Raw genomic sequence first — 19,213 nt, forward strand, 5'->3', positions numbered from 1 at the left:
TCTCACTCTGTAGCACTGCAACCAAGCCGCAGGATAAACCAAACAAGTTGTGTGTTGTCAGTCTTCTGACAACACAGAATCTTCCAGTTTCCTAGCCTTATAATAAGCTTCTTCACTGACTTGGTGATAAGGCAGCACATTACCTTCAAATTCCTTGAAGGCTTTATAGACACGGGCAAATTGCGGGTCTTCCGCCGCTGTCTCTTGCAGAAGCTGAGTGCTGATTTTTTGCAGGTGTGCAATCACATCATCCGGCAGCCGCTTGAGCTGTACTCCGTGCTTTTCCACCAATTCGACCAGCGCGCGGTTGTTGCGCGCCGTGTATTCGTCGAGCATATCTTGGTTGGCTGCGCGTGCGGCGGTGCGGACAATTGCCTGTAAATCTTCCGGCAGTTTTTCGAAAGCAGTTTTGTTAACGATAAACTCGAGGATGGAGCCCGGCTCGTGCCAGCCGGGATAATAGTAGTAGTCGGCGATCTGGTAGAAACCGAAGGCTAGGTCATTGTAAGGGCCGACCCATTCAGTGGCATCGATCACACCCGTCTGCAGCGCAGTATACACCTCGCCGCCGGGAATATTGACGGCAATACCACCCGCCCGGCTCAGCACCTCACCGCCTAATCCCGGAATCCGCATTTTCAAACCTTTGAGATCTTCAACAGAGTTGATCTCTTTGTTAAACCAGCCCGCCATCTGCACACCGGTGGAACCGCCGGCAAGGGGAATCAGGTTGAAGGGTGCGTAGACTTCTTCCCACAGCTCCAGCCCGCCACCGTAGTGCAGCCAGCCGTTCATCTCCTGGGCATTTAAGCCAAAGGGCACCGCGGTAAAAAATTGCGCGGCCGGAACTTTGCCTTTCCAGTAATAGGCGGCTCCGTGGCCCATCTGCGCGGCCCCCTCGGAGACGGCACCGAACACACCCATGGCCGGGACCAGCTCACCGGCGCCGTAGACCTTGATCTTCATGCGCCCGCCGGACATCCGCTCGACATTCTCCGCAAAGCGCTGCGGCGCGCTGCCAAGGCCGGGGAAATTTTTCGGCCAGGTGGTGACGAGTTTCCATTCGAAGATTTCCCGTTCACCGCCCTCGGTGAAATGCTTTACTGGCCCCTGGGTTGCGCGGGAGGCAACCAGGGCACCAAAGGTAATAACCAACAAGGCGAGAAGGCCGAGGATAATTGCCGGATACCAGTTTATTTTCTTTGTCATATTCTTGTGTATTTTCTTTATGTCATATTCTGTCTGGCTGGTAAGTTGCCAGTTCAAATTGCAGCCTCAGATATTCATAAACTTCAGAGATATATCCAAGTTTTAGGGCCACAATAAATCCTATACTTAAAAAAATCATTAAAGGAACTAACACTGTACTGAGTCGACTCAGTGGGGCCACTTCCAAATAAGCAACAGAGTTAACCTTCGGGTGAACTCTAGCATTTACTAAATCACCCACTTGATACTTCTTGGTGAGATTCTTTTCATAATCAAAATCTGGAAATAAATCATAACCACGTAGTACAGGTGTCTCCGACCTGTATGACTTCCCACGGAACGTATATTCGAAAGCAATTATGGCTTCAACCATTTTTCGCCCATCAACATCGAGCTGATTCAAGAAACGTGAGTATGTAATTCTCGCTGTGACATTCGGCCAATTGTTAAAGGTTTTCTTAAGCTTCAAATAAATGAACGTCTGTAGAAAACCAGTCGCTATAAGAAACATCGGGATCAGTACTGAAAATAACTTTAGAATCATTTTTATTTAATATTCTTGATCCCCAATCAATTCGTTCCTGTCCCTCCAGCAAAGAGGACAGAACTAAAGCGGCTGCAACTTGGCCATAGCCACCACCAGCCACTTGCTTCCCGCGTCGTCGAAGTTGACCTGCACTCGCGCACGAGGCCCACTGCCTTCGAACTGTATCACTGTGCCCTCGCCAAATTTTGGATGTTCGACGCGCCCACCGAGGGCCAGTGGGGGCAGGTCGTCAAAGTCCGGCGGCGGGTCGGAGAGCTTGCCGACCTTGCCGTAGTCCGGCTGGAAGAGCGGGCGCGAGATCTCAGTTTTCAGGCGCACTTCGTGCACCAGTTCCGCCGGGATCTCGCCGATAAAGCGCGACGGACTGTTATAGGTCTCGGAGCCAAAAAGGCGACGGTTTTCCGCATAGGTGATATAGAGTTTTTGCATGGCGCGGGTGATGCCCACGTAGCAGAGGCGCCGCTCCTCCTCCATGCGCCCCGGTTCCTGCATCGACATTTTGTTCGGAAACAGGTTCTCCTCCACACCGCTCATAAACACCAAGGGGAATTCGAGCCCCTTTGCCGAGTGCAGAGTCATCAGCTGTACGGCATCCTCAAATTCATCCGCCTGACCTTCACCGGCGTCGAGAGCGGCACTATCGAGGAACTGGTCGAGCAGTGGACGCTCTTCCTCGTCCTCCCCCTCGACGACATCAATACCTTCGAAGGCTCGGCAGGCGCTGACCAGTTCTTTCAGGTTCTCCACCCGCGTCTGGCCCTTTTCACCTTTCTCTTTGCTGTGGAATTCGAGCAGACCGCTGGTCTCGATCACATCCTCGGCAATGGCTTCGAGCAATTTGTCTTCGGCGTTGGCAGCGAGTTGATTAACAAGGTCGAGGAACGACTGCAATGCATTGCCGGCACGGGCTGCCAGCAACCGCTGTTGCAGCATTTGCCTGGATGCCTGCCACAGGGAACAACCGTGTTCGCGGGCGTAGGCGCGCACTGTATCCACAGTGCGCGCACCTATGCCGCGGGTCGGTGTATTAACCACGCGCTCGAAGGCCGTATCGTCGTCGCGGTTGGAGATCAGGCGCATATAGGAGAGGGCATTCTTGATTTCCATGCGCTCGTAGAAACGCTGGCCCCCGTAGATGCGGTAGGGCACCTGCTCGCGCAACAGCGCCTCTTCCAGTACCCGCGACTGGGCGTTGGAGCGGTAGAGGATCGCCACGCTGTCGCGGCGGTTGCCATCGCGCACCCAGTCTTTCACCCGTTCAACGATAAAGCGCGCTTCGTCCTGCTCGTTGTAGGCCGCATAGAGGGATATCGGATCGCCTTCCTCGCCCTCGGTCCACAGCTCCTTGCCCAATCGCCCGGTATTGTGGGATATCACCGCATTGGCAGCGTTGAGAATGGTGGCGGTGGAGCGGTAGTTCTGTTCCAGACGCACCGTCTGCACATCGCGCCTATCCTGGGCAAAATGCTGAATATTCTCGATCTTGGCACCGCGCCAGCCGTAAATGGACTGGTCGTCGTCCCCCACCGCGGTGATATGGCACTGGTCTCCGGCCAGCAGGCGCAACCAAGCGTATTGAATGGTGTTGGTATCCTGGAATTCGTCCACCAGGATAAAGGGGAAGCGGCGGCGGTAGTGGGCCAGCACCGCGTCGTTGTCTCGCAACAGTTCGTGGGCGCGCAACAGCAGTTCACCGAAATCCACCAGGCCACCGCGCTGGCAAGCCTCTTCGTAGGCGAAATAGATACGCACCATCGTCTGCAGCCACTGATCGCCGCCAGCCTGAATATACTGGGGGCGCCGGCCTTCGTCCTTTTGCGCACCGATCCACCATTGGGTTTCCCGCGGCGGCCATTTTTTCTCGTCCAGCTGCAGGTCGTTCTGCACCCGCTTGATCAGGCGCAGTTGGTCGTCGCTGTCTAAAATCTGGAAGTTCTGCGGCAGCCTGGCCTCCTGCCAGTGGGCCTTGAGCAGACGGTGTGCCAAACCGTGAAAGGTGCCCACCCACATGCCAAAGGTGTTTACTCCCAACAGATCTTCAATGCGCGCGCGCATCTCGCGGGCCGCCTTGTTGGTGAAGGTCACCGCGAGGATAGAGTAGGGGGAGGCCCCCTCCACCTGCATCAACCAGGCGATGCGGTGTACCAATACGCGGGTTTTGCCGGAACCGGCGCCTGCCAGTACCAACTGATTGCCCGGGGGCGCAGCTACGGCCTCGCGCTGGGCGTCGTTAAGGGGATCTAGAATCAGAGATACGTCCATGGGCGGGGATTGTATCAGAGGCGACAGGGCAGTCCTGTAGAAATAAACAGGTTTGGGGAGTGGGGATGAAAAAGTATAGTGATTCCAACGCCGCGGCCCCGCGCAAGTCCGAGCCACTCGCCAGTAACCAAGCTTGGGGCTAAACTGCGCAGTCCGGCTTGTAGAAGGAAGTCCAGTGAAACCGGCGGAAGTCACGCAGAAAATCAGCGATCATCTGTCCTCCATGCGCAAATCTGAGCGCAAGGTGGCGGAGTATATCCTCGCCCACCCAGACGAAATCATCCATATGCGCATTGTGGATCTGGCCACCGAGGCTCAGGTCAGCGAGCCGACAGTGGTGCGCTTCTGCCGGGCAGTGGGTTGCTCAGGATTCCAGGAATTTAAACTGAACCTGGCACAACAACTGGCCTCCAGCCCCAGTTTTGGTCAGATAGCGGTGACCGATACGGACACCATCGCCGAATACAAGCGCAAGGTGTTCGATTCCACGGTGGATACGCTGCTCAACGTACGGGACAAAATCGACAACCGCGCCCTGGAAGCGGCAGTCACCGCCATCGCATCCGCCACGCGGGTCGAATTCTTTGGCTTCGGCGCCTCCGGCGCCGTGGCCGCCGACGCCCAACACAAGTTCTTCCGCCTGCAACTGGCCACCGCCGCCCACTCGGATCATCACATCCAAAATATGTCCGCCATGTCCATGGGGCCCGGTGACGTGGTGGTAGCTATCTCTCAGAGTGGGCGCACCAAGGCACTGCTGCGCTCTATGGGCATGGCCAAGGAGCAGGGCGCCACGGTGATCGGTTTGGCACCTAGTGGCTCCCCGGTAGCCCATCAGGCCAGCATCCCCCTGGAGGTGGACGTGGAAGAAGACATAGAGATCTACACGCCGCTGTCGTCCCGTATCGCCCATCTGGTGGTAATCGACGTGCTCGCCATTGGTGTTGCCCAGCGCAAGGGCCCACAGCTGCAGGATCACTTGATGAAACTCAAGCAGGGTCTCTATACGCTGCGCGAAGATAAGCACTGACCCCTCAGCACCGCTGTTACCATTTTTTCCAAGGCCGCTGGCGTAAGCGGCCACCCGCCGCTAACATGGCGCCCCGCGAAGTATAAGCCCAATTTCCGGCCGCTCCCCCCCTGTATCCCGCTTTCACCAAGCTGTACCAGAGTCGATTTATGAGTCCCGCTGCGACACGCACTGACAAAACACCACCACGTTGGCTGGCAGTATGGCTGGCGATACTGGTAGCACTGACCCCCCTTTCGATAGACAGCTACCTTCCGGCAATCCCGGCTATGGCCGAGGCGCTGAATACGGTGGTGGCGCGGGTACAGCACTCTGTATCCAGTTTCTTGCTCGGATTCGCCATCGGTCAACTGTTCGGCGGACCTTTATCCGACCGCTGGGGAAGGCGGCTGGTGGGTACCATCGGGCTCGGTATTTACATTGCCTCCTCTGCGTTGGTGTTGTTCACGAACCATGTGGACCAGTTGATCATTCTGCGCTTCCTGCAGGCTATCGGCGGAGGCTTCGCCACCGTGATATGCGCAGCCATAGTGCGCGATCTACACAGTGGACGGGAGGCAGCTAAGATCATCTCCATGATCAGCACTATGATGCTGGTGGCGCCGCTGGTGGCTCCCGTGATTGGCTCCATGTTACTCGCGACCTTCGACTGGCAGAGCATCTTTATCTTCTTGTTGATATATGCTGCGGCAATGCTGATGCTGGTGCAGTTCCTGTTACCTGAAACGGTATCGCGCTTCTCCCGCGCGCGGCGCCAGCGCAAACCGATGAAGTCGCTGATTGAAAGCTACGGCCAAGTGATGGGCAACCGCCGCGCACTGGGATTTCTCGCCGCCCAAGCTTGCGTCAGCGGTGCCATGTTTATCTATGTCACCACAGCACCTTTCGTCTTTATGCGCTATTTCGAGGTGCCGGCCAGTCAGTTTCCGCTGTATTTTGGTGTCTGTGTGTTGGGGCTGATCTGCATGGTGCAGGTAAATATCCGCCTGCTAAACCTGTTTGAGCCGCGCAATATCCTGCTAGCGGGCATACTGCTGCAGATGGTCGGCTGCGGCCTTTTGTTGTTGGGCACCTTGACGGGAGGAAAGGATATAACGCTGTGGATGGTGCCGCTTGTGCTGGTGATGGCCTGTATCGGTATCACCGGACCCAATGCCGCCGCCTGCTTTCTGGAGTTCTTCCCCAAAATCAGCGGCAGTGCCAATGCCCTTTACGGTGCCACCATTTTTACCACTGGCGGATTTCTTGGCGGTATCGTCAACAGCCTGCACACAGGCACCCTGATCCCTATTGCTGCAGCTATGCTCGGCTGTGCCGTGGCGGCACTGCTGGCGGCGGTTTTCATCGCCCGCGCACAGAAGCCAATCGAAGTAGCGGTGCCTGCTGCGCGGCGCTACGTACCACGCTAGGCGCTTTTTGTGTCAGCTGCGGTTGTGGGGAGCCGCATAATCTAGCTCTGGCCCCTTAGGCACTATGCCGCTGGGATTAATGGTGGCGTGGCTGGCGTAGTAGTGGGTCTTGATATGGTGGAAATCCACAGTGGCGGCCACCCCCGGCCACTGGTAGAGCTCGCGCGTATACGCCCATAGGTTCGGATAATCCGCCAGCCGCTGCTTATTGCACTTGAAGTGCCCGTGGTAGACAGGATCGAAGCGCACAAGGGTGGTGAACAGCCGCCAATCCGCCTCGGTAATGCGGTCGCCGCACAGGTAACGGTTGTTGGCCAGACGTTGCTCAAGCTGCTCCAAGGTGTCAAAGAGGCGCTTGTAGGCGTGCTCATAGGCCGCTTGTGTCGTTGCAAAACCTGCGCGATAGACACCGTTGTTAACATTTTCGTAGACAGTTGCGTTAATTGCGTCAATATCGCCACGCAGTGCCTGCGGGTAAAAGTCCGCGCTGTTGCCGGTCAGGCCGTCGAAGGCGCTATTGAACATGCGGATGATCTCCGACGATTCATTGCTGACCACACAGGCACGCTGCTTGTCCCACAGTACCGGGACGGTAACGCGGCCGCTGTAATCTGCCTTGTTTCTGATATAGAGCTGATAGAGGTAGTCGGCACCGTAGAGAGCGTCGCCAGTGGACCCCTCTTCAGTGGCAAATGTCCATCCGTGCTCCCGCATGTAAGGGCTCACTATCGACACACTGATGTAGTCTTCCAGCCCCTTCAGTTTGCGAAAGATAAGGGTGCGGTGGGCCCAGGGGCAGGCCAGGGATACATAGAGGTGGTACCGCCCCTTCTCCGCGGCAAAACCGCCCTCGCCGCTGGGCCCGGGACTGCCGTCGGCAGTGATCCAGTTGCGCAGCTGCGCCGCCTCGCGCACAAACTCGCCGCGATGCTTTGCGGTGTCGTACCACTGATCCTGCCACTTGCCCTTAACCAACAGGCCCATTGCTATCTCCCAGTTGCCGCGGAATAGGGGCCCGGGTCAGGGCCCATTGTATGTGCTCACTTACTGTGCAGATGATGGTCCATGCTCATTCTGCCGGCACCGGCACAGGCGAGAATGAAGAAACCGCCAGCGATGGCGATGTTTTTCATAAAGCTCTGCATCTCACCCTGGTCGCCGGGCACGAAATGAAACAGGATGGCAGTGGCCAGGCAAAAAAATGCCAGAGCCAGTGCCCACCAGCGGGTAAACCAACCCACCAGCACGCCCAAGCCGCCGATCAGCTCGACAATGATCACCAGTGGCAACAAGATGCCGGGGACGCCGGCACTCTCCATATAGGCCTGGGTACCGGCATAGCCGCCGATCTTGGCCCAACCGGCGAGAATAAATGGCAGCGCCAGCAGCACGCGGCCGAGCAGTTTGGCGAGATCGCAGAAAATGGAATTGGTCATCGTTGAACCCTCTCTTGAGACAGGTTCGTAAACAATAGTGAAGCTGCGCGCAGTCTAGACCCTTTAACGGTGGAAAAAACCGCAAAAATTCGCGCAGAATGTTCGAAAATTTAGGCACCTCGCTCAGAGGCTGAGATTAAGGAACCTCTGATAAATCCGCTTCTAGCCGGTAAAGATACGGCGAGGCCAGATAAGTAGCTCAGGTGATGGGATAGGCAGTCTGAGCACCCCGAAGCCCACTACAGCGCTCATGCGAATTCATCAGTGGATTCCGGGGGATTATTCCAGCGGCCCCAATCCACTGCGCAGGGCATCAATCAGGAAAGCCGCCGCCGGGCCGCAGCGGTCTGCGTCGGCGTAGACCAGATAGACAGTCACATCCCGCTCCCAGGACTCCTCCGTCGGCAGCGGCAGCAGGCGGTCGGAGGACAGAGACTCGCGGATACGCGTCTCCGGCAGCCAGGCAAAGCCCAGCCCGCGCTCGATCAGATCAATGGAGGTCTGCACATTGGTCACCGTAATGCGCTGGTCGGAGCCCAGCCAGCCGTCATCCTGGGGATTTTTGATCGCCGAATCCCGCAGTACTATCTGCCGACAGGCCTTGAGGTCTTCCCGCTGCACGGGCCGCCCGAGCTGGTGCAACGGGTGCTCGGGATGGGCGACGGGGAGAAAGCGCACCCGGGCTACCGGCTCACCGACAAATCCCTGAGGCACCCGCGCGCTGAGAATAAAGTCGGCCCGCTGTTGAAGCAGCAGCTCCTCGGCACCGGACAGCACCGTCTCGCGCACTTCAAGACGGGTGTGGGGAAACTCTGCGGCAAAGCGTTCCACAGCGCCGAGCAGGCATTCGTAGTCGAAGATGACATCCACCGCCAGGGTCAGTACCGCCTCGACGCCCTCCGCCAGACTTGCCGCCACCGTCTCCAGCGCCTCGGCCTCGCTCAGCAGGCTGCCGGCGCGCGCCAGCAGAATGCGACCGGCATCGGTCAGTTCAGCCTTGCGCCCGCGCACTTCCAAAAGCGCCACCCCCAGGCTCTCCTGCAGCTTGTGCACCGCGTGATTAATAGAGGACTGGCTTTTGTGCACCGCCTCGGCTGCCTGGGAAAAGCCGCCGTGCTCCACGACAGCCTGAAACATACGCCACTGTTCCAGCGTCACCTTGGCCATCCACATCCCCCCTTGTTTGTCTTGTTGTAAATTTTCGTGCGGCTGCAATTCTGTATAACGCAACCTGTCCATAAATTCGAATAAAAGTGGCAACTTTTTGCCATTTTTAATCGAAACGATCGGCCTATACTGCGTACAAACGCACGACTGGAGCTATCTATGGTGGATTTTGAGAAAGGGTCCGGCGCCCGCCCGCTGATCTGCAGCATCGAGAGCACCGCGTCCGCCGACGGTGCAGGTGTCAACATTCAGCGGGTAGCGGGCTTCGACAGCCCGGAATTCAGTCCCTTCCTGATGCTGGACGAAATACGTTCCGACAACGCCGATGACTATATGGCCGGATTTCCACCCCACCCTCATCGCGGCATAGAAACGCTGACCTATATGCTCAACGGCGCGTTCGAGCACCGCGACCACCTGGGCAACCGCGGCGCAGTGTCTGCCGGGGGCGCCCAGTGGATGCGCGCCGGGCGCGGTATTGTGCACTCCGAGATGCCAGTTCAAGGAGATGGGGGGATGCACGGCTTCCAACTGTGGATCAATATGCCCGCGGCGGACAAAATGCGCCCGCCCGAATGGCGTGATATTCAATCCGCTGAGATTCCGGAACTGGCGCTGGACAGTGCGGGATCGCTGATCCGCCTGATCGCGGGCCGTTGGACATTCGGCGACGGGGAAGTCGCCGCGCCTCTAACCGACGCCTCCAGTGAAGCCGCGGCAGCAGATATCCGCTTGCGCGGTGACAGCGAAGTCGAGTTGCCGTTACCCATGGAGCACAGCGCGCTGGTTTATGTCTACCGCGGGGGCCTGATTACCGGTCTCGGCCCAATTGTGCGCGGAACCATGCTGTTGTATGGCCCTGGGGAATCGTTACAATTGCACTCCAACTCTGAGGGAGCCGGCCTGTTGTGCCTGCACGGCCGGCCTCTGCGCGAGCCCGTATACCACTACGGGCCTTTCGTGATGAACAGCCGCGAGGAAATCGAGCAGGCCTTGCGCGACTACAATAACGGCACACTTACCGGCTAATAGCCATTTTTTCCTCTCTTCAGGAGCGGCCACATGCCACTCCTGCGAGGTTGTACGCAATCCCCAAAGTTCTCAAAAGCGGAGCCCGCAAGCGGCATGCAAGTCTATTACACCTTTTGTTTTCTGGCCGCCATCTCAGTATTTCTCGGCTTTCTGAACCAATATGTACTGCGCGCCCAGGCCACCATCGCCATCACCGCAGGTGCCCTGGCCCTGTCACTGGTGGTGCTTGGCCTGGGCAAGCTGGGCATTGTGGAACTGCGCTCCTGGGCCGATCAGCTGCTGCCACTGCTGAACTTGGAAGACTTGCTGTTAAAGGGGATGCTCGGCTTCCTTCTGTTCGCCGGCAGCCTGCACATCGACCTGCTGGCACTGCGCAACCAGCGCCTGGAAATCGGCCTACTGGCTGTGGTCGGCACCCTGATCTCCACCTTCGCCGTGGGCGCATTACTGTATTGGTTTCTGCAGCAGGTGGGCATGCCGGTGGCTTTTGTCTATTGCCTGCTGTTTGGGGCGCTGATCTCGCCCACCGACCCCATCGCCGTGCTGGCGATCATCAAAAGCCTAAAGGCCCCGGAGCAGGTGTCGATACAGGTAGAAGGGGAGTCGTTGTTTAACGACGGCTTCGGCATCGTGATTTTCGCGGTGATCTATGCGCTGGCCTTCGAAGGCGGTGAACCGACACTGCCAGCGGTGGCGCATCTGTTCGCCTTAGAGGCGATTGGCGGCGTAGTGCTCGGGCTCGCAATTGGCGGCCTCTTTCACTGGTTGATCTGTTCCACCAATGACCACAGCCTGGAGCTACTGCTCACCCTGGTAATTCCCACCGCCGGCTTCTCCCTGGCCAATGTTCTCGGAGTGTCCGGTGCCCTGGCCATGGTGGTCAGTGGCATCATCATCGGCAACTTCACCCGAGAGACCGGCTTCTCCCGGGTAAGCCAGCACGAGCTGGATAATTTTTGGACCATCACCGAGGACTTTTTGAACGGGCTGCTTTTCCTACTGGTAGGACTGTTCCTTATCACCATTGACCTGCAACCCTTCGACTACCTGATCATGGGGGCGGGGATCATCATTGTGTTGCTGGGCCGCAGCATAGCGGTGACGGTTCCCTTCACTGTGCTGAAACGCTTCCGCCGCTACCACCCCTATACCGAGCGCATTCTCATTTGGGGCGGTCTGCGCGGCGGCCTGGCACTGGCGCTGGCGATGTCCATTCCCGCTGGGCACGCCATGGTGCAGGGACAGGACCTGCGCCACCTGTGGGTAGTGATGACCTATGGCGTGGTAGTCTTCTCCATTGTGGTGCAGGGCTCCACCATAGCGCCGCTGATCCGCCGCAGCCGCGGCATCGCCGAACCGGAAACAAAGCCGAAGGCGGGACCGTAACAACCATTTCACCGATAACAACAGATAACTTTCTATGGAAGAAGCCGGGTTTCTGCAACAAGCCGTCATTTACCTCTCCGCAGCGGTCATCGCTGTACCAATCGCCACCCGCCTGGGGTTGGGCTCTGTTCTCGGCTATCTACTCGCAGGTGTAGCCATAGGTCCATACGTGCTGGGACTGGTGGGCGATGCCAGTGAAGAAATGCATATGGCCGAATTCGGTGTGGCATTGATGCTGTTTCTCATCGGCCTGGAGCTGCAACCGAAAAAGCTCTGGAAGATGCGCGGCGCTATTCTCGGCACGGGCAGCGCACAGGTGCTGCTGACGGCTGCCGCGGTCAGCCTGCTGGCGCTGCTGCTGTTTGGCAAAGACTGGCGCAGTGCGGTTGCTATCGGCTTGATACTCGCACTGTCATCCACCGCCATTGTGTTGCAGTCCCTGAGTGAGAAGGGGCTGCTCAAGACGGAAGGGGGGCGCGGCGCCTTCGGCGTGCTGCTGTTCCAGGATATCGCGGTGATACCGATTTTGGCTTTGCTGCCGCTGTTGTCCGGCAACCCGCCGGAGGAGGATCACACCGGGCTCAGCGGCTGGAGCTATGGCCTGGCCCTCGCCGGGACAGTGATCGCATTTGCCGCCGCTGGTCGTTACCTGCTGGGGCCGCTGCTGCGCCTGGTGGCGGGCAGTGATCTGCGAGAAATGTTCACCGTCACTTCACTGCTGATCGTACTCGCCGCGGCAGCCACCATGCACTGGCTGGAGCTGTCGCCAGCCCTGGGCACCTTCCTGGCGGGAGTGCTGCTGGCGGAGAGCGAGTTCCGCCACGAGCTGGAAGCGGATATTCAGCCGTTTAAGGGGTTGTTGTTGGGGCTCTTCTTTATCGCCGTGGGCGCCAACCTGAACTTCAATCTAATCATTCAACATCCGCTGCTATTGCTGGGACTGGTGCTGTTGCTGGTGGGCGTGAAGTTTGCCGTGCTCCACCTGCTCGGCCGCATGGTTGGAATGTCGCGGGGGGAAGACTGGCTGTTTTCCCTGTCCCTGGCACAGGCGGGTGAATTCGGCTTCGTGCTCGTGTCCTTTGCCGTCGGCCAGCAGGTATTGGACAACACAACCGCCAACCTGCTGCTTGCGGTGATCGCCTTGTCGATGGCACTGACGCCTGTGCTGCTGCTGATCTATGAGGAGGTGATTCGCCCGCGCTATCTACGCGGAGCCAGCGAAACACCACGGGAAGAGGAAGTGCCGCTAGAGAGCGACTCGCCGGTGATCATTATCGGCTACGGCCGCTTCGGTCAGATCACCGGGCGGCTGTTGAACGCCTGCGGGTTCGGCACCACGCTGCTGGAGCGCAGCGCGGAACAGCTGGATTTGGTGCGGCGCTATGGCATCAAGGCCTACTACGGCGACGCTTCCCGGCAGGATCTATTGCGCGCCGCGGGCGCCGACAACGCCAAGCTGGTGATCCTCACCCTGAGCGATCAGGCCGCCTGCCTGGAGATAGTCGCGCAGATCCAGAAACACTTTCCGCACCTGACCATTCTGGCGCGGGCCCGCAACCGCATGCACCAGTACGCGCTGATGGAGGCGGGGGTAAAATACATCTTCCGCGAAACAGTGGATTCGGCGCTGTCCATCGGCGAGTGCGCCCTGCAACTGCTCGGTTTCAACAAGTTCCGTGCCGCCCGCGCGGCGCGCAAGTTCAAGCAGCACGACCAGCGCATGTTGGAAAAACTGTTCCCATACTGGCGCGACGAATCCCAGCATATCGCACAGACCAAGATTTACCGGGAACAACTGTTACAGGCACTGCGGGAGGACAGGCGGGACAAAGATCTGCACCTGGACCACCACTGGGATGAAAATCAGCCCAAGCCGAGCCTGTAGGCCCCTGCCTGCAAGCGGACTGGCGCACCGGCAAGAGTTCCCAAACCAATGGACTTTCTCGTCTCCAGCTATACCCTGCGGCCAATCAATATGCTGGAGCTGATTGTCATCAGCACCCTGGCATTTTCCTGCCTGCTGCTGTGGCAACGGCCCCGCTTTAAGGGGCTGACGCTGCTACTCGTGCAGGAAATACTGCTGATGGCCTTCAACTTCTCCGAGGAGACCGGCTTCTGGCGCCAGCAACACTTGGTCACCCCCATCTTCAGCCTCTGGACCGGCCCGACGTTTTACCTGTTTATCCGTCACCTGGTGTTTGCGCACCAGCCCTGGCGGGTGCGCGAGGGCTTGCACCTACTGCCAGCACTGCTGGCACTGCCGTTTACCCATTACACCCAGGCCGTGTTGGCGGTGGGTACCGTCAGCCTGGTCGGTTACGGGGTGGCCTCTTTCCTACTGGTACGCCGCTATCACCGCGCGCTGCGGAATATGCGCGCCGACCCGGAGGCGCTCCAATTGCGCTGGCTGCTGGGCATTATGTTGGCCTTCGCCCTGCTCGCTGTCACCGACGCAGTGCGTGTCAACAGCCAGCCATATCTCGACTACACCCTCCGCAACAGCTGGTATCTACTGCAGCAGCTGGCGAACTTTTGCACCTTCCTAACACTGGTCTACCTGGCCATTCGCCAACCGGCGCTGTTCGACCAGTTGGACTTCTTCGAGCGCCAGGTAAAGCCGGTCGCCCCAGCGGTGGATCAACGGGCGCTGGAGCAGCAGCTGTTCGAGCAAATCGATCGCACGGTGCGTTCGCACCAGCTATTCCGGACCCCGCGCCTGTCGTTACAAGATGTCGCCGAAAAGACGGGACTGGTGGTGCGGGACGTTTCCACTGCGATCAACCAAGGCGGCGGACAGAGTTTCAGCGACTACATCAACGGCTTGCGGGTGGAATTTGTCACCACCCAGCTGCGGCAACCAGAGCGGCCGCAAGAAAACCTGTTACAACTGGCCATGGATGCCGGATTTAACTCCAAAACCGCCTTCAACACAGCTTTCCGGCAGCACTGCGGCATGACACCCAGCCAATTTATCAAGCAGCTCCAAAACTGAGGGCCCACTGCCCGACAATATGCGCTTTAGTTGACGCCGGGCGCCCCGAAACCGGCCGAAACGGGTGCGGAATCATGATCCGGAACGCCGCACACACCGCGCGCGGCTAAGGTGGCTCCGTTTTTCGATCCAACGGAGCGCACCGCAATGACACCGAAACGCCTCGCTATCCGCATACTGCTTTGGCCCCTGGCGGCACTGCTATTGCTTGCCGTACTGTTACTGGCCGCGATACCGGCCGCCTGGCTGGACAAACCACAGGATCTGCCCCCAATGCCGCACCTGCAGGTGTACGCACTGGACAATGTACACTTGGTCGACGTCAGGCACGGTACCCTGATCCGCGACCAGCAGCTGTTGATCTCCGGTACACGCATTCACGCCGTGCGCCCGGCGGGCACTCCGGCGCCAAGCGGCGCCGTGCGTATCGATGGTGAAGGCCGCTATGTATCGCCGGGCCTCACCGATATGCACGTGCACATCTACGATCGCAAGGAGCTGGTACTGAACCTGGCCTACGGGGTGACCAGCGTGCGAAACCTGCGCGGACTGCCCATGCACCTGCGCTGGCGGCGGGAAATTAATGAGCGGCAGTGGCTAGGTGCCACCCTCTACACTTCGTCTCCCGCGCTGGATGGCCCGGACTACGCCCACGCCCTGCAGGAGGTGGTCACCCGCCCCGAACAGGCGCGCGCTCTGGTGCGCCACTACCGAGACAAAGGGTATGACTTGGTCAAGCTTTATGGTTACCTGGACGACGACGTTCTGCTGGCGGCGCTGGACGAGGCCCGCCAGCTGGGTATGCCGGTGGCCAAACACGCCCCCCATGCCGGTCCCCGCCTGCCCATCGCCGCACTGCGGGGATTGCAGTCTCTGGAGCATGTGGAAGATCTCTTCCAGGGACCACTGCAATATCGCTTCGACGCCGAGGCGCTGCCCGATGTCATCCGCGAGCTCAAGGACATAAACCCCTATATCACTCCGACCCTGGCCACCTTCAATCACTTGACCGAGCTGAGTGACAAAAAACAGGGCTATCTGTCCACACAGCCCATCGACCGCCTGAACCCCTTTTATTGCGTTCTGAACCACGTCTTCGGCGCGCAGCGCTGGCTGGAGGCCAGCCGCGAAGAGGCGGACTGGAACCTGAAGGAACGGGACTTTTTGCTGCGGATCACCGCCGAACTGGACCGGGCCGGCATCCGGCTGCTGGTGGGGTCGGATGCCGGCACCATGTATATGAGCGCCGGTCTGTCCACCCACGAGGAGATGCAGCTGATGCAGCGCGCCGGCCTGTCACCGGCACGCATCCTGGCCGCGGCGACCTGGAACCCGGCACAGGCGATGGGACTGACACAAGACTATGGCAGCATCGATGCGGGCAAATACGCGGATCTGGTGGTGACCAGCCGCAGCCCCCTGGAGGATATTGCCCATCTGCAGACACCCTGGGCGGTGGTGAAGCACGGCCAGTGGCTGGACGCAGCGAAGTTGGAAGAATTCAAGCGCAGTGCCACCCGCACCTCGCACTGGTATCCCAGCCTGGGGCGGCTACTGGAGGATCTGATGGTGCGCCTAATACCGCCGAACAACTGAAACAGCGTCACCGGGCGCACAGACCCATGGAGGCTTATTCGAACATATCCGGCTGTTCGGCGCAGATCACATCATATAGCGGCTGAAAGCTGAAAAGCCCCGCCAGCTCCGTGCCCACCACCGCGCGGGTGCGTATCGCTACCTCCGGTTCTATCAGGATCGGATCGCCGGCGGCCTCCGCCAACAGCTGTGCCTGACAGCTCCGCTCCATGGTGATATACCACCAGGCCGCCTCATCCACCGACTTACCCACAGTCAGCAGTCCATGGTTCTGCAGTATCAGCGCTTTCTTGTTGCCCAGCGCGCGCGCCAGCGCTTCGCCTTCCCCCATTTCCAGTACCACGCCGGAAAAGGTGTCCAGCAGGCCGTGATCACCGAAGAAAGCACAGGAATCCTGGGTGATCGGGTCCAACAGGCGCCCCAGGGACGACCAGGCCTTGCCGTAAAGAGAGTGGGCGTGGGCCGCGGCCACCACATCTGGGCGCATGCGGTGGATATGGGAGTGGATGGTAAAGGCGGCGCCGTTCAGATAGCCGTCTCCCTCGACGACTTCGCCCCTGTGGTTGACCAGCAGCAGCTGCGACATTTTCAGCAGCTTGAAGGAAACCCCCATAGGGTTGACCCAGAAGTGGTCCTCCAGCTCCGGGTCGCGCACTGTGATATGGCCGGCGACCCCCTCGTCGAATCCAAACTTGCCGAACAGGCGAAAAGCGGCGGTGAGCTTTCTCTTGCGCTCCTCGCGCACCTGCTCCGGGGGCTGCGACGGCTCGCCGAAGATCACACTGACGTCACCATTCATTACCGCATCGTTGGTGGTGGCGGTTTCCGCGGTGGTCATGGGTCTTTCCTCTCATCTTCGCTGGCGGCGAGAGCTCGTTATAGCACGCTGCTCGACTTTTGAGCACAAGAAGGCGCCGACATCGTTGTTTCTTTGCATTCGCACCACAAAATCAGACCGATGGAGCGGAATCCTGCACAGACAGTGCCTCAACGAAATAATCCAGTAGCAATCTGACTTTTGGCGAAAGATGGCGGTTTTGCGGGTAGACAGCCCAAACCCCCTCGTCGGAACGACGGAACCGTTCCAATACGGGAATCAGATCACCGGATTGCAGATAGCGCAGCACATAGAAGTCCGGCAACTGCACCAGCCCTATCCCTTTGAGCGCCGCATCCAGCAGTACCCAGCCGCTGTTGCAATGGAGACTGCCCGCGACACGGATATCCCGAGCGCGGCCATCTTCCTCAAAACGCCAGTAATCCAGTGTCCCGCGCAGGCAGTTGTGCCGTTCCAGCTCCGACAGGCTGTGCGGCTCCCCGTAAGTGGCTAGATAGCTGCGCGCTCCACATACATACAAGGTCCGGGAGGCGAGGCGCCGTGCCATCAACGTGGAATCCTTCAACTGCCCCAGACGGATCGCAAGATCGTAACCCTCTGCCACCAGGTCCAGCTTCTGATTGGTCAAAAAGAGCTCCACCTCCAGCTCCGGATACTGAATGGTGAAGTCGTTGATCAGTGGCGCCAGGGTTTTCTCGCCGAAGGCCACCGGCGCGGTCATGCGCAATTTGCCCCTGGGCACCTGCTGCTGGCTGGTGACCGCCAGCTCCGCCTCTTGCAGTCCATCCAGCGCCTGGCGGCACATGCGGTAGTACACCTGTCCCAATTCGGTGACCGTAACCCGGCGCGTGGTTCTATACAGTAACTTGGTCGCCAGTCGCGCCTCCAGGGCACTGACCTGGCGGCTGACCTGAGCCGTGGAAATGCCCAGTCGCTTCGCCGCAACGGTAAAGCCTCCCTGTTCAACCACGGCGACAAACTCACTGACACCTTCCCAACTCAACACAGAACCTCCGTGCGGTCACACTGCAACAAACCGCAATTATTACCAGTCTGAAAAAGTCATTTTATATAACCCCAGATTATCTCACCTTCGTATCAACCTATACTCACTCCCGATTCCCGCGGCCAGTGCCGCCAACTTCTTTCAGGAGAGGAATGCGCAATGACTCAGATGATCAAATCCCGCGCCGCCGTGGCCTGGGGACCCGGACAGCCGCTGTCGATTGAAGAAGTGGACGTGATGCCACCGAAAGCCGGCGAGGTGCTGGTGCGCGTGGTCGCATCCGGTGTCTGCCACACGGATGCCTTCACCCTTTCCGGAGATGATCCCGAGGGTGTCTTCCCGGCAATTTTGGGGCACGAGGGCGGCGGTATTGTCGAGGCGGTGGGCGAGGGCGTCACCAGCGTCGCGGTGGGCGACCACGTGATTCCCCTGTACACCCCCGAGTGTGGCGAGTGCAAGTTCTGCAAATCCGGCAAGACCAACCTGTGCCAGAAGATCCGCGAGACCCAGGGCAAGGGCCTGATGCCCGATGGCACCACCCGCTTCTTCAAAGACGGCAAACCCATCTATCACTACATGGGTTGCTCCACCTTCTCTGAATACACAGTGCTGCCGGAAATCTCTCTGGCCAAGGTGAACCCGGAAGCACCGCTGGAAGAAATCTGCCTGCTGGGCTGTGGCGTTACCACCGGCATGGGCGCGGTGATGAATACCGCCAAAGTAGAGGAGGGCGCCACTGTGGCCATCTTCGGCCTGGGCGGCATCGGCCTGTCGGCAATTATCGGCGCCACCATGGCCAGGGCTGGACGCATCATTGCTATCGATATCAACGAGCGCAAATTCGAGCTGGCGCGCAAACTCGGCGCCACCGACTGCGTCAACCCGAACGACTACGACAAGCCCATCCAGGAAGTCATTATCGAGATGACCGACGGCGGCGTGGACTACTCCTTTGAATGTATCGGCAACGTCCATGTTATGCGCTCGGCGCTCGAGTGCTGCCATAAGGGCTGGGGTGAGTCGGTAATTATCGGTGTCGCCGGTGCCGGACAGGAAATCTCCACCCGTCCCTTCCAGCTGGTCACCGGCCGCGTGTGGAAAGGCTCCGCCTTCGGCGGCGTCAAGGGTCGCTCGGAGCTGCCCGGCTATGTGGAGCGCTACATGAAAGGCGAGTTCAAGCTGGACGATTTCATCACCCACACCATGGGCCTGGAGCAGATCAATGACGCCTTCGAGTTGATGCACAAGGGCGAAAGCATCCGCTCCGTGATCCACTTCGACAAGTAACCGCACCGCCCCCGCT

Annotated in this window: 16 protein-coding genes; 8 read left to right on the plus strand and 8 right to left on the minus strand. The window is 58.9% G+C overall.

The annotated features are described in order from the left end of the window. Window positions 1-57: 57 nt before the first annotated feature. From A3224_RS16050 to uvrD, 3 genes are all read right to left on the minus strand, one after another. Window positions 58-1,209: a TRAP transporter substrate-binding protein gene (locus A3224_RS16050; RefSeq protein WP_067156980.1), complete on the minus strand. Its 1,152-nt coding sequence runs from the start codon at window positions 1,207-1,209 to the stop codon at window positions 58-60. A gap of 22 nt (window positions 1,210-1,231) precedes the next feature. Further along, window positions 1,232-1,753, minus strand: coding sequence for a DUF3592 domain-containing protein (locus A3224_RS16055; RefSeq protein WP_067156983.1), 522 nt, complete (start codon window positions 1,751-1,753; stop codon window positions 1,232-1,234). Window positions 1,754-1,816: 63 nt separating this feature from the next. Next, entirely contained in the window at window positions 1,817-4,018 is a 2,202-nt protein-coding gene (gene uvrD, locus A3224_RS16060) for a DNA helicase II (RefSeq protein ID WP_067156986.1), read from the minus strand. Window positions 4,019-4,193: 175 nt separating this feature from the next. Here uvrD and hexR point away from each other — a divergent pair, with 175 nt between their 5' ends. Next, entirely contained in the window at window positions 4,194-5,048 is an 855-nt protein-coding gene (hexR, locus tag A3224_RS16065) for a transcriptional regulator HexR (protein ID WP_074901752.1), read from the plus strand. A 149-nt stretch (window positions 5,049-5,197) separates the two neighbouring features. Continuing rightward, complete coding sequence (locus tag A3224_RS16070) at window positions 5,198-6,457, plus strand: multidrug effflux MFS transporter (RefSeq protein WP_067156989.1); 1,260 nt, start codon at window positions 5,198-5,200, stop codon at window positions 6,455-6,457. Between the two features lie 12 nt (window positions 6,458-6,469). Here A3224_RS16070 and A3224_RS16075 read toward each other — a convergent pair whose 3' ends face one another. From A3224_RS16075 to A3224_RS16085, 3 genes are all read right to left on the minus strand, one after another. Then, on the minus strand, window positions 6,470-7,441 hold the full coding sequence (locus tag A3224_RS16075) for a glutathione S-transferase family protein (protein ID WP_067156992.1): 972 nt from the start codon (window positions 7,439-7,441) through the stop codon (window positions 6,470-6,472). A 56-nt stretch (window positions 7,442-7,497) separates the two neighbouring features. Continuing rightward, a complete protein-coding gene (locus A3224_RS16080) occupies window positions 7,498-7,893 on the minus strand; it encodes a DoxX family protein (RefSeq protein ID WP_067156995.1) in 396 nt (131 codons plus the stop codon). 279 nt (window positions 7,894-8,172) lie between these two features. Beyond that, complete coding sequence (locus A3224_RS16085) at window positions 8,173-9,060, minus strand: LysR family transcriptional regulator (protein WP_067158202.1); 888 nt, start codon at window positions 9,058-9,060, stop codon at window positions 8,173-8,175. Between the two features lie 159 nt (window positions 9,061-9,219). Here A3224_RS16085 and A3224_RS16090 point away from each other — a divergent pair, with 159 nt between their 5' ends. The 5 genes from A3224_RS16090 (at window position 9,220) to A3224_RS16110 (ending at window position 16,066) form a co-directional block, all read left to right on the plus strand. Next, the gene (locus A3224_RS16090) at window positions 9,220-10,089 is read left to right on the plus strand and encodes a pirin family protein (protein WP_067156997.1); all 870 of its coding nucleotides are present in this window, start codon (window positions 9,220-9,222) and stop codon (window positions 10,087-10,089) included. A gap of 96 nt (window positions 10,090-10,185) precedes the next feature. Continuing rightward, window positions 10,186-11,478: a cation:proton antiporter gene (locus A3224_RS16095; protein WP_067157000.1), complete on the plus strand. Its 1,293-nt coding sequence runs from the start codon at window positions 10,186-10,188 to the stop codon at window positions 11,476-11,478. Between the two features lie 34 nt (window positions 11,479-11,512). Further along, complete coding sequence (locus A3224_RS16100) at window positions 11,513-13,363, plus strand: monovalent cation:proton antiporter-2 (CPA2) family protein (protein WP_067157003.1); 1,851 nt, start codon at window positions 11,513-11,515, stop codon at window positions 13,361-13,363. Window positions 13,364-13,411: 48 nt separating this feature from the next. After that, on the plus strand, window positions 13,412-14,470 hold the full coding sequence (locus A3224_RS16105; protein WP_067157006.1) for a helix-turn-helix domain-containing protein: 1,059 nt from the start codon (window positions 13,412-13,414) through the stop codon (window positions 14,468-14,470). Between the two features lie 147 nt (window positions 14,471-14,617). Next, the gene (locus A3224_RS16110; protein WP_067157009.1) at window positions 14,618-16,066 is read left to right on the plus strand and encodes an amidohydrolase family protein; all 1,449 of its coding nucleotides are present in this window, start codon (window positions 14,618-14,620) and stop codon (window positions 16,064-16,066) included. 34 nt (window positions 16,067-16,100) lie between these two features. Here A3224_RS16110 and A3224_RS16115 read toward each other — a convergent pair whose 3' ends face one another. Together A3224_RS16115 and A3224_RS16120 are read right to left on the minus strand one after the other, a co-directional pair. After that, complete coding sequence (locus A3224_RS16115; RefSeq protein WP_407939258.1) at window positions 16,101-16,904, minus strand: class II aldolase/adducin family protein; 804 nt, start codon at window positions 16,902-16,904, stop codon at window positions 16,101-16,103. A 112-nt stretch (window positions 16,905-17,016) separates the two neighbouring features. Then, entirely contained in the window at window positions 17,017-17,910 is an 894-nt protein-coding gene (locus A3224_RS16120; RefSeq protein ID WP_067157012.1) for a LysR family transcriptional regulator, read from the minus strand. Between the two features lie 159 nt (window positions 17,911-18,069). Here A3224_RS16120 and A3224_RS16125 point away from each other — a divergent pair, with 159 nt between their 5' ends. Then, the gene (locus A3224_RS16125) at window positions 18,070-19,197 is read left to right on the plus strand and encodes an S-(hydroxymethyl)glutathione dehydrogenase/class III alcohol dehydrogenase (protein ID WP_067157015.1); all 1,128 of its coding nucleotides are present in this window, start codon (window positions 18,070-18,072) and stop codon (window positions 19,195-19,197) included. Window positions 19,198-19,213 lie beyond the last annotated feature (16 nt).

It is taken from the genome of Microbulbifer thermotolerans (assembly GCF_001617625.1).
GTDB lineage: Bacteria > Pseudomonadota > Gammaproteobacteria > Pseudomonadales > Cellvibrionaceae > Microbulbifer > Microbulbifer thermotolerans.

What these genes read in the sequence shown, in the direction of transcription:
- A3224_RS16075 (WP_067156992.1), bottom strand. Translation starts at nt 7,441, where the DNA reads ATGGGCCTGTTGGTTAAGGGCAAGTGGCAGGATCAGTGGTACGACACC.
- A3224_RS16055 (WP_067156983.1), bottom strand. Translation starts at nt 1,753, where the DNA reads ATGATTCTAAAGTTATTTTCAGTACTGATCCCGATGTTTCTTATAGCG.
- A3224_RS16080 (WP_067156995.1), bottom strand. Translation starts at nt 7,893, where the DNA reads ATGACCAATTCCATTTTCTGCGATCTCGCCAAACTGCTCGGCCGCGTG.
- A3224_RS16090 (WP_067156997.1), top strand. Translation starts at nt 9,220, where the DNA reads ATGGTGGATTTTGAGAAAGGGTCCGGCGCCCGCCCGCTGATCTGCAGC.
- A3224_RS16110 (WP_067157009.1), top strand. Translation starts at nt 14,618, where the DNA reads ATGACACCGAAACGCCTCGCTATCCGCATACTGCTTTGGCCCCTGGCG.
- A3224_RS16105 (WP_067157006.1), top strand. Translation starts at nt 13,412, where the DNA reads ATGGACTTTCTCGTCTCCAGCTATACCCTGCGGCCAATCAATATGCTG.
- A3224_RS16100 (WP_067157003.1), top strand. Translation starts at nt 11,513, where the DNA reads ATGGAAGAAGCCGGGTTTCTGCAACAAGCCGTCATTTACCTCTCCGCA.
- A3224_RS16085 (WP_067158202.1), bottom strand. Translation starts at nt 9,060, where the DNA reads ATGGCCAAGGTGACGCTGGAACAGTGGCGTATGTTTCAGGCTGTCGTG.
- A3224_RS16050 (WP_067156980.1), bottom strand. Translation starts at nt 1,209, where the DNA reads ATGACAAAGAAAATAAACTGGTATCCGGCAATTATCCTCGGCCTTCTC.
- A3224_RS16070 (WP_067156989.1), top strand. Translation starts at nt 5,198, where the DNA reads ATGAGTCCCGCTGCGACACGCACTGACAAAACACCACCACGTTGGCTG.
- A3224_RS16095 (WP_067157000.1), top strand. Translation starts at nt 10,186, where the DNA reads ATGCAAGTCTATTACACCTTTTGTTTTCTGGCCGCCATCTCAGTATTT.
- A3224_RS16115 (WP_407939258.1), bottom strand. Translation starts at nt 16,904, where the DNA reads ATGACCACCGCGGAAACCGCCACCACCAACGATGCGGTAATGAATGGT.
- uvrD (WP_067156986.1), bottom strand. Translation starts at nt 4,018, where the DNA reads ATGGACGTATCTCTGATTCTAGATCCCCTTAACGACGCCCAGCGCGAG.
- A3224_RS16125 (WP_067157015.1), top strand. Translation starts at nt 18,070, where the DNA reads ATGACTCAGATGATCAAATCCCGCGCCGCCGTGGCCTGGGGACCCGGA.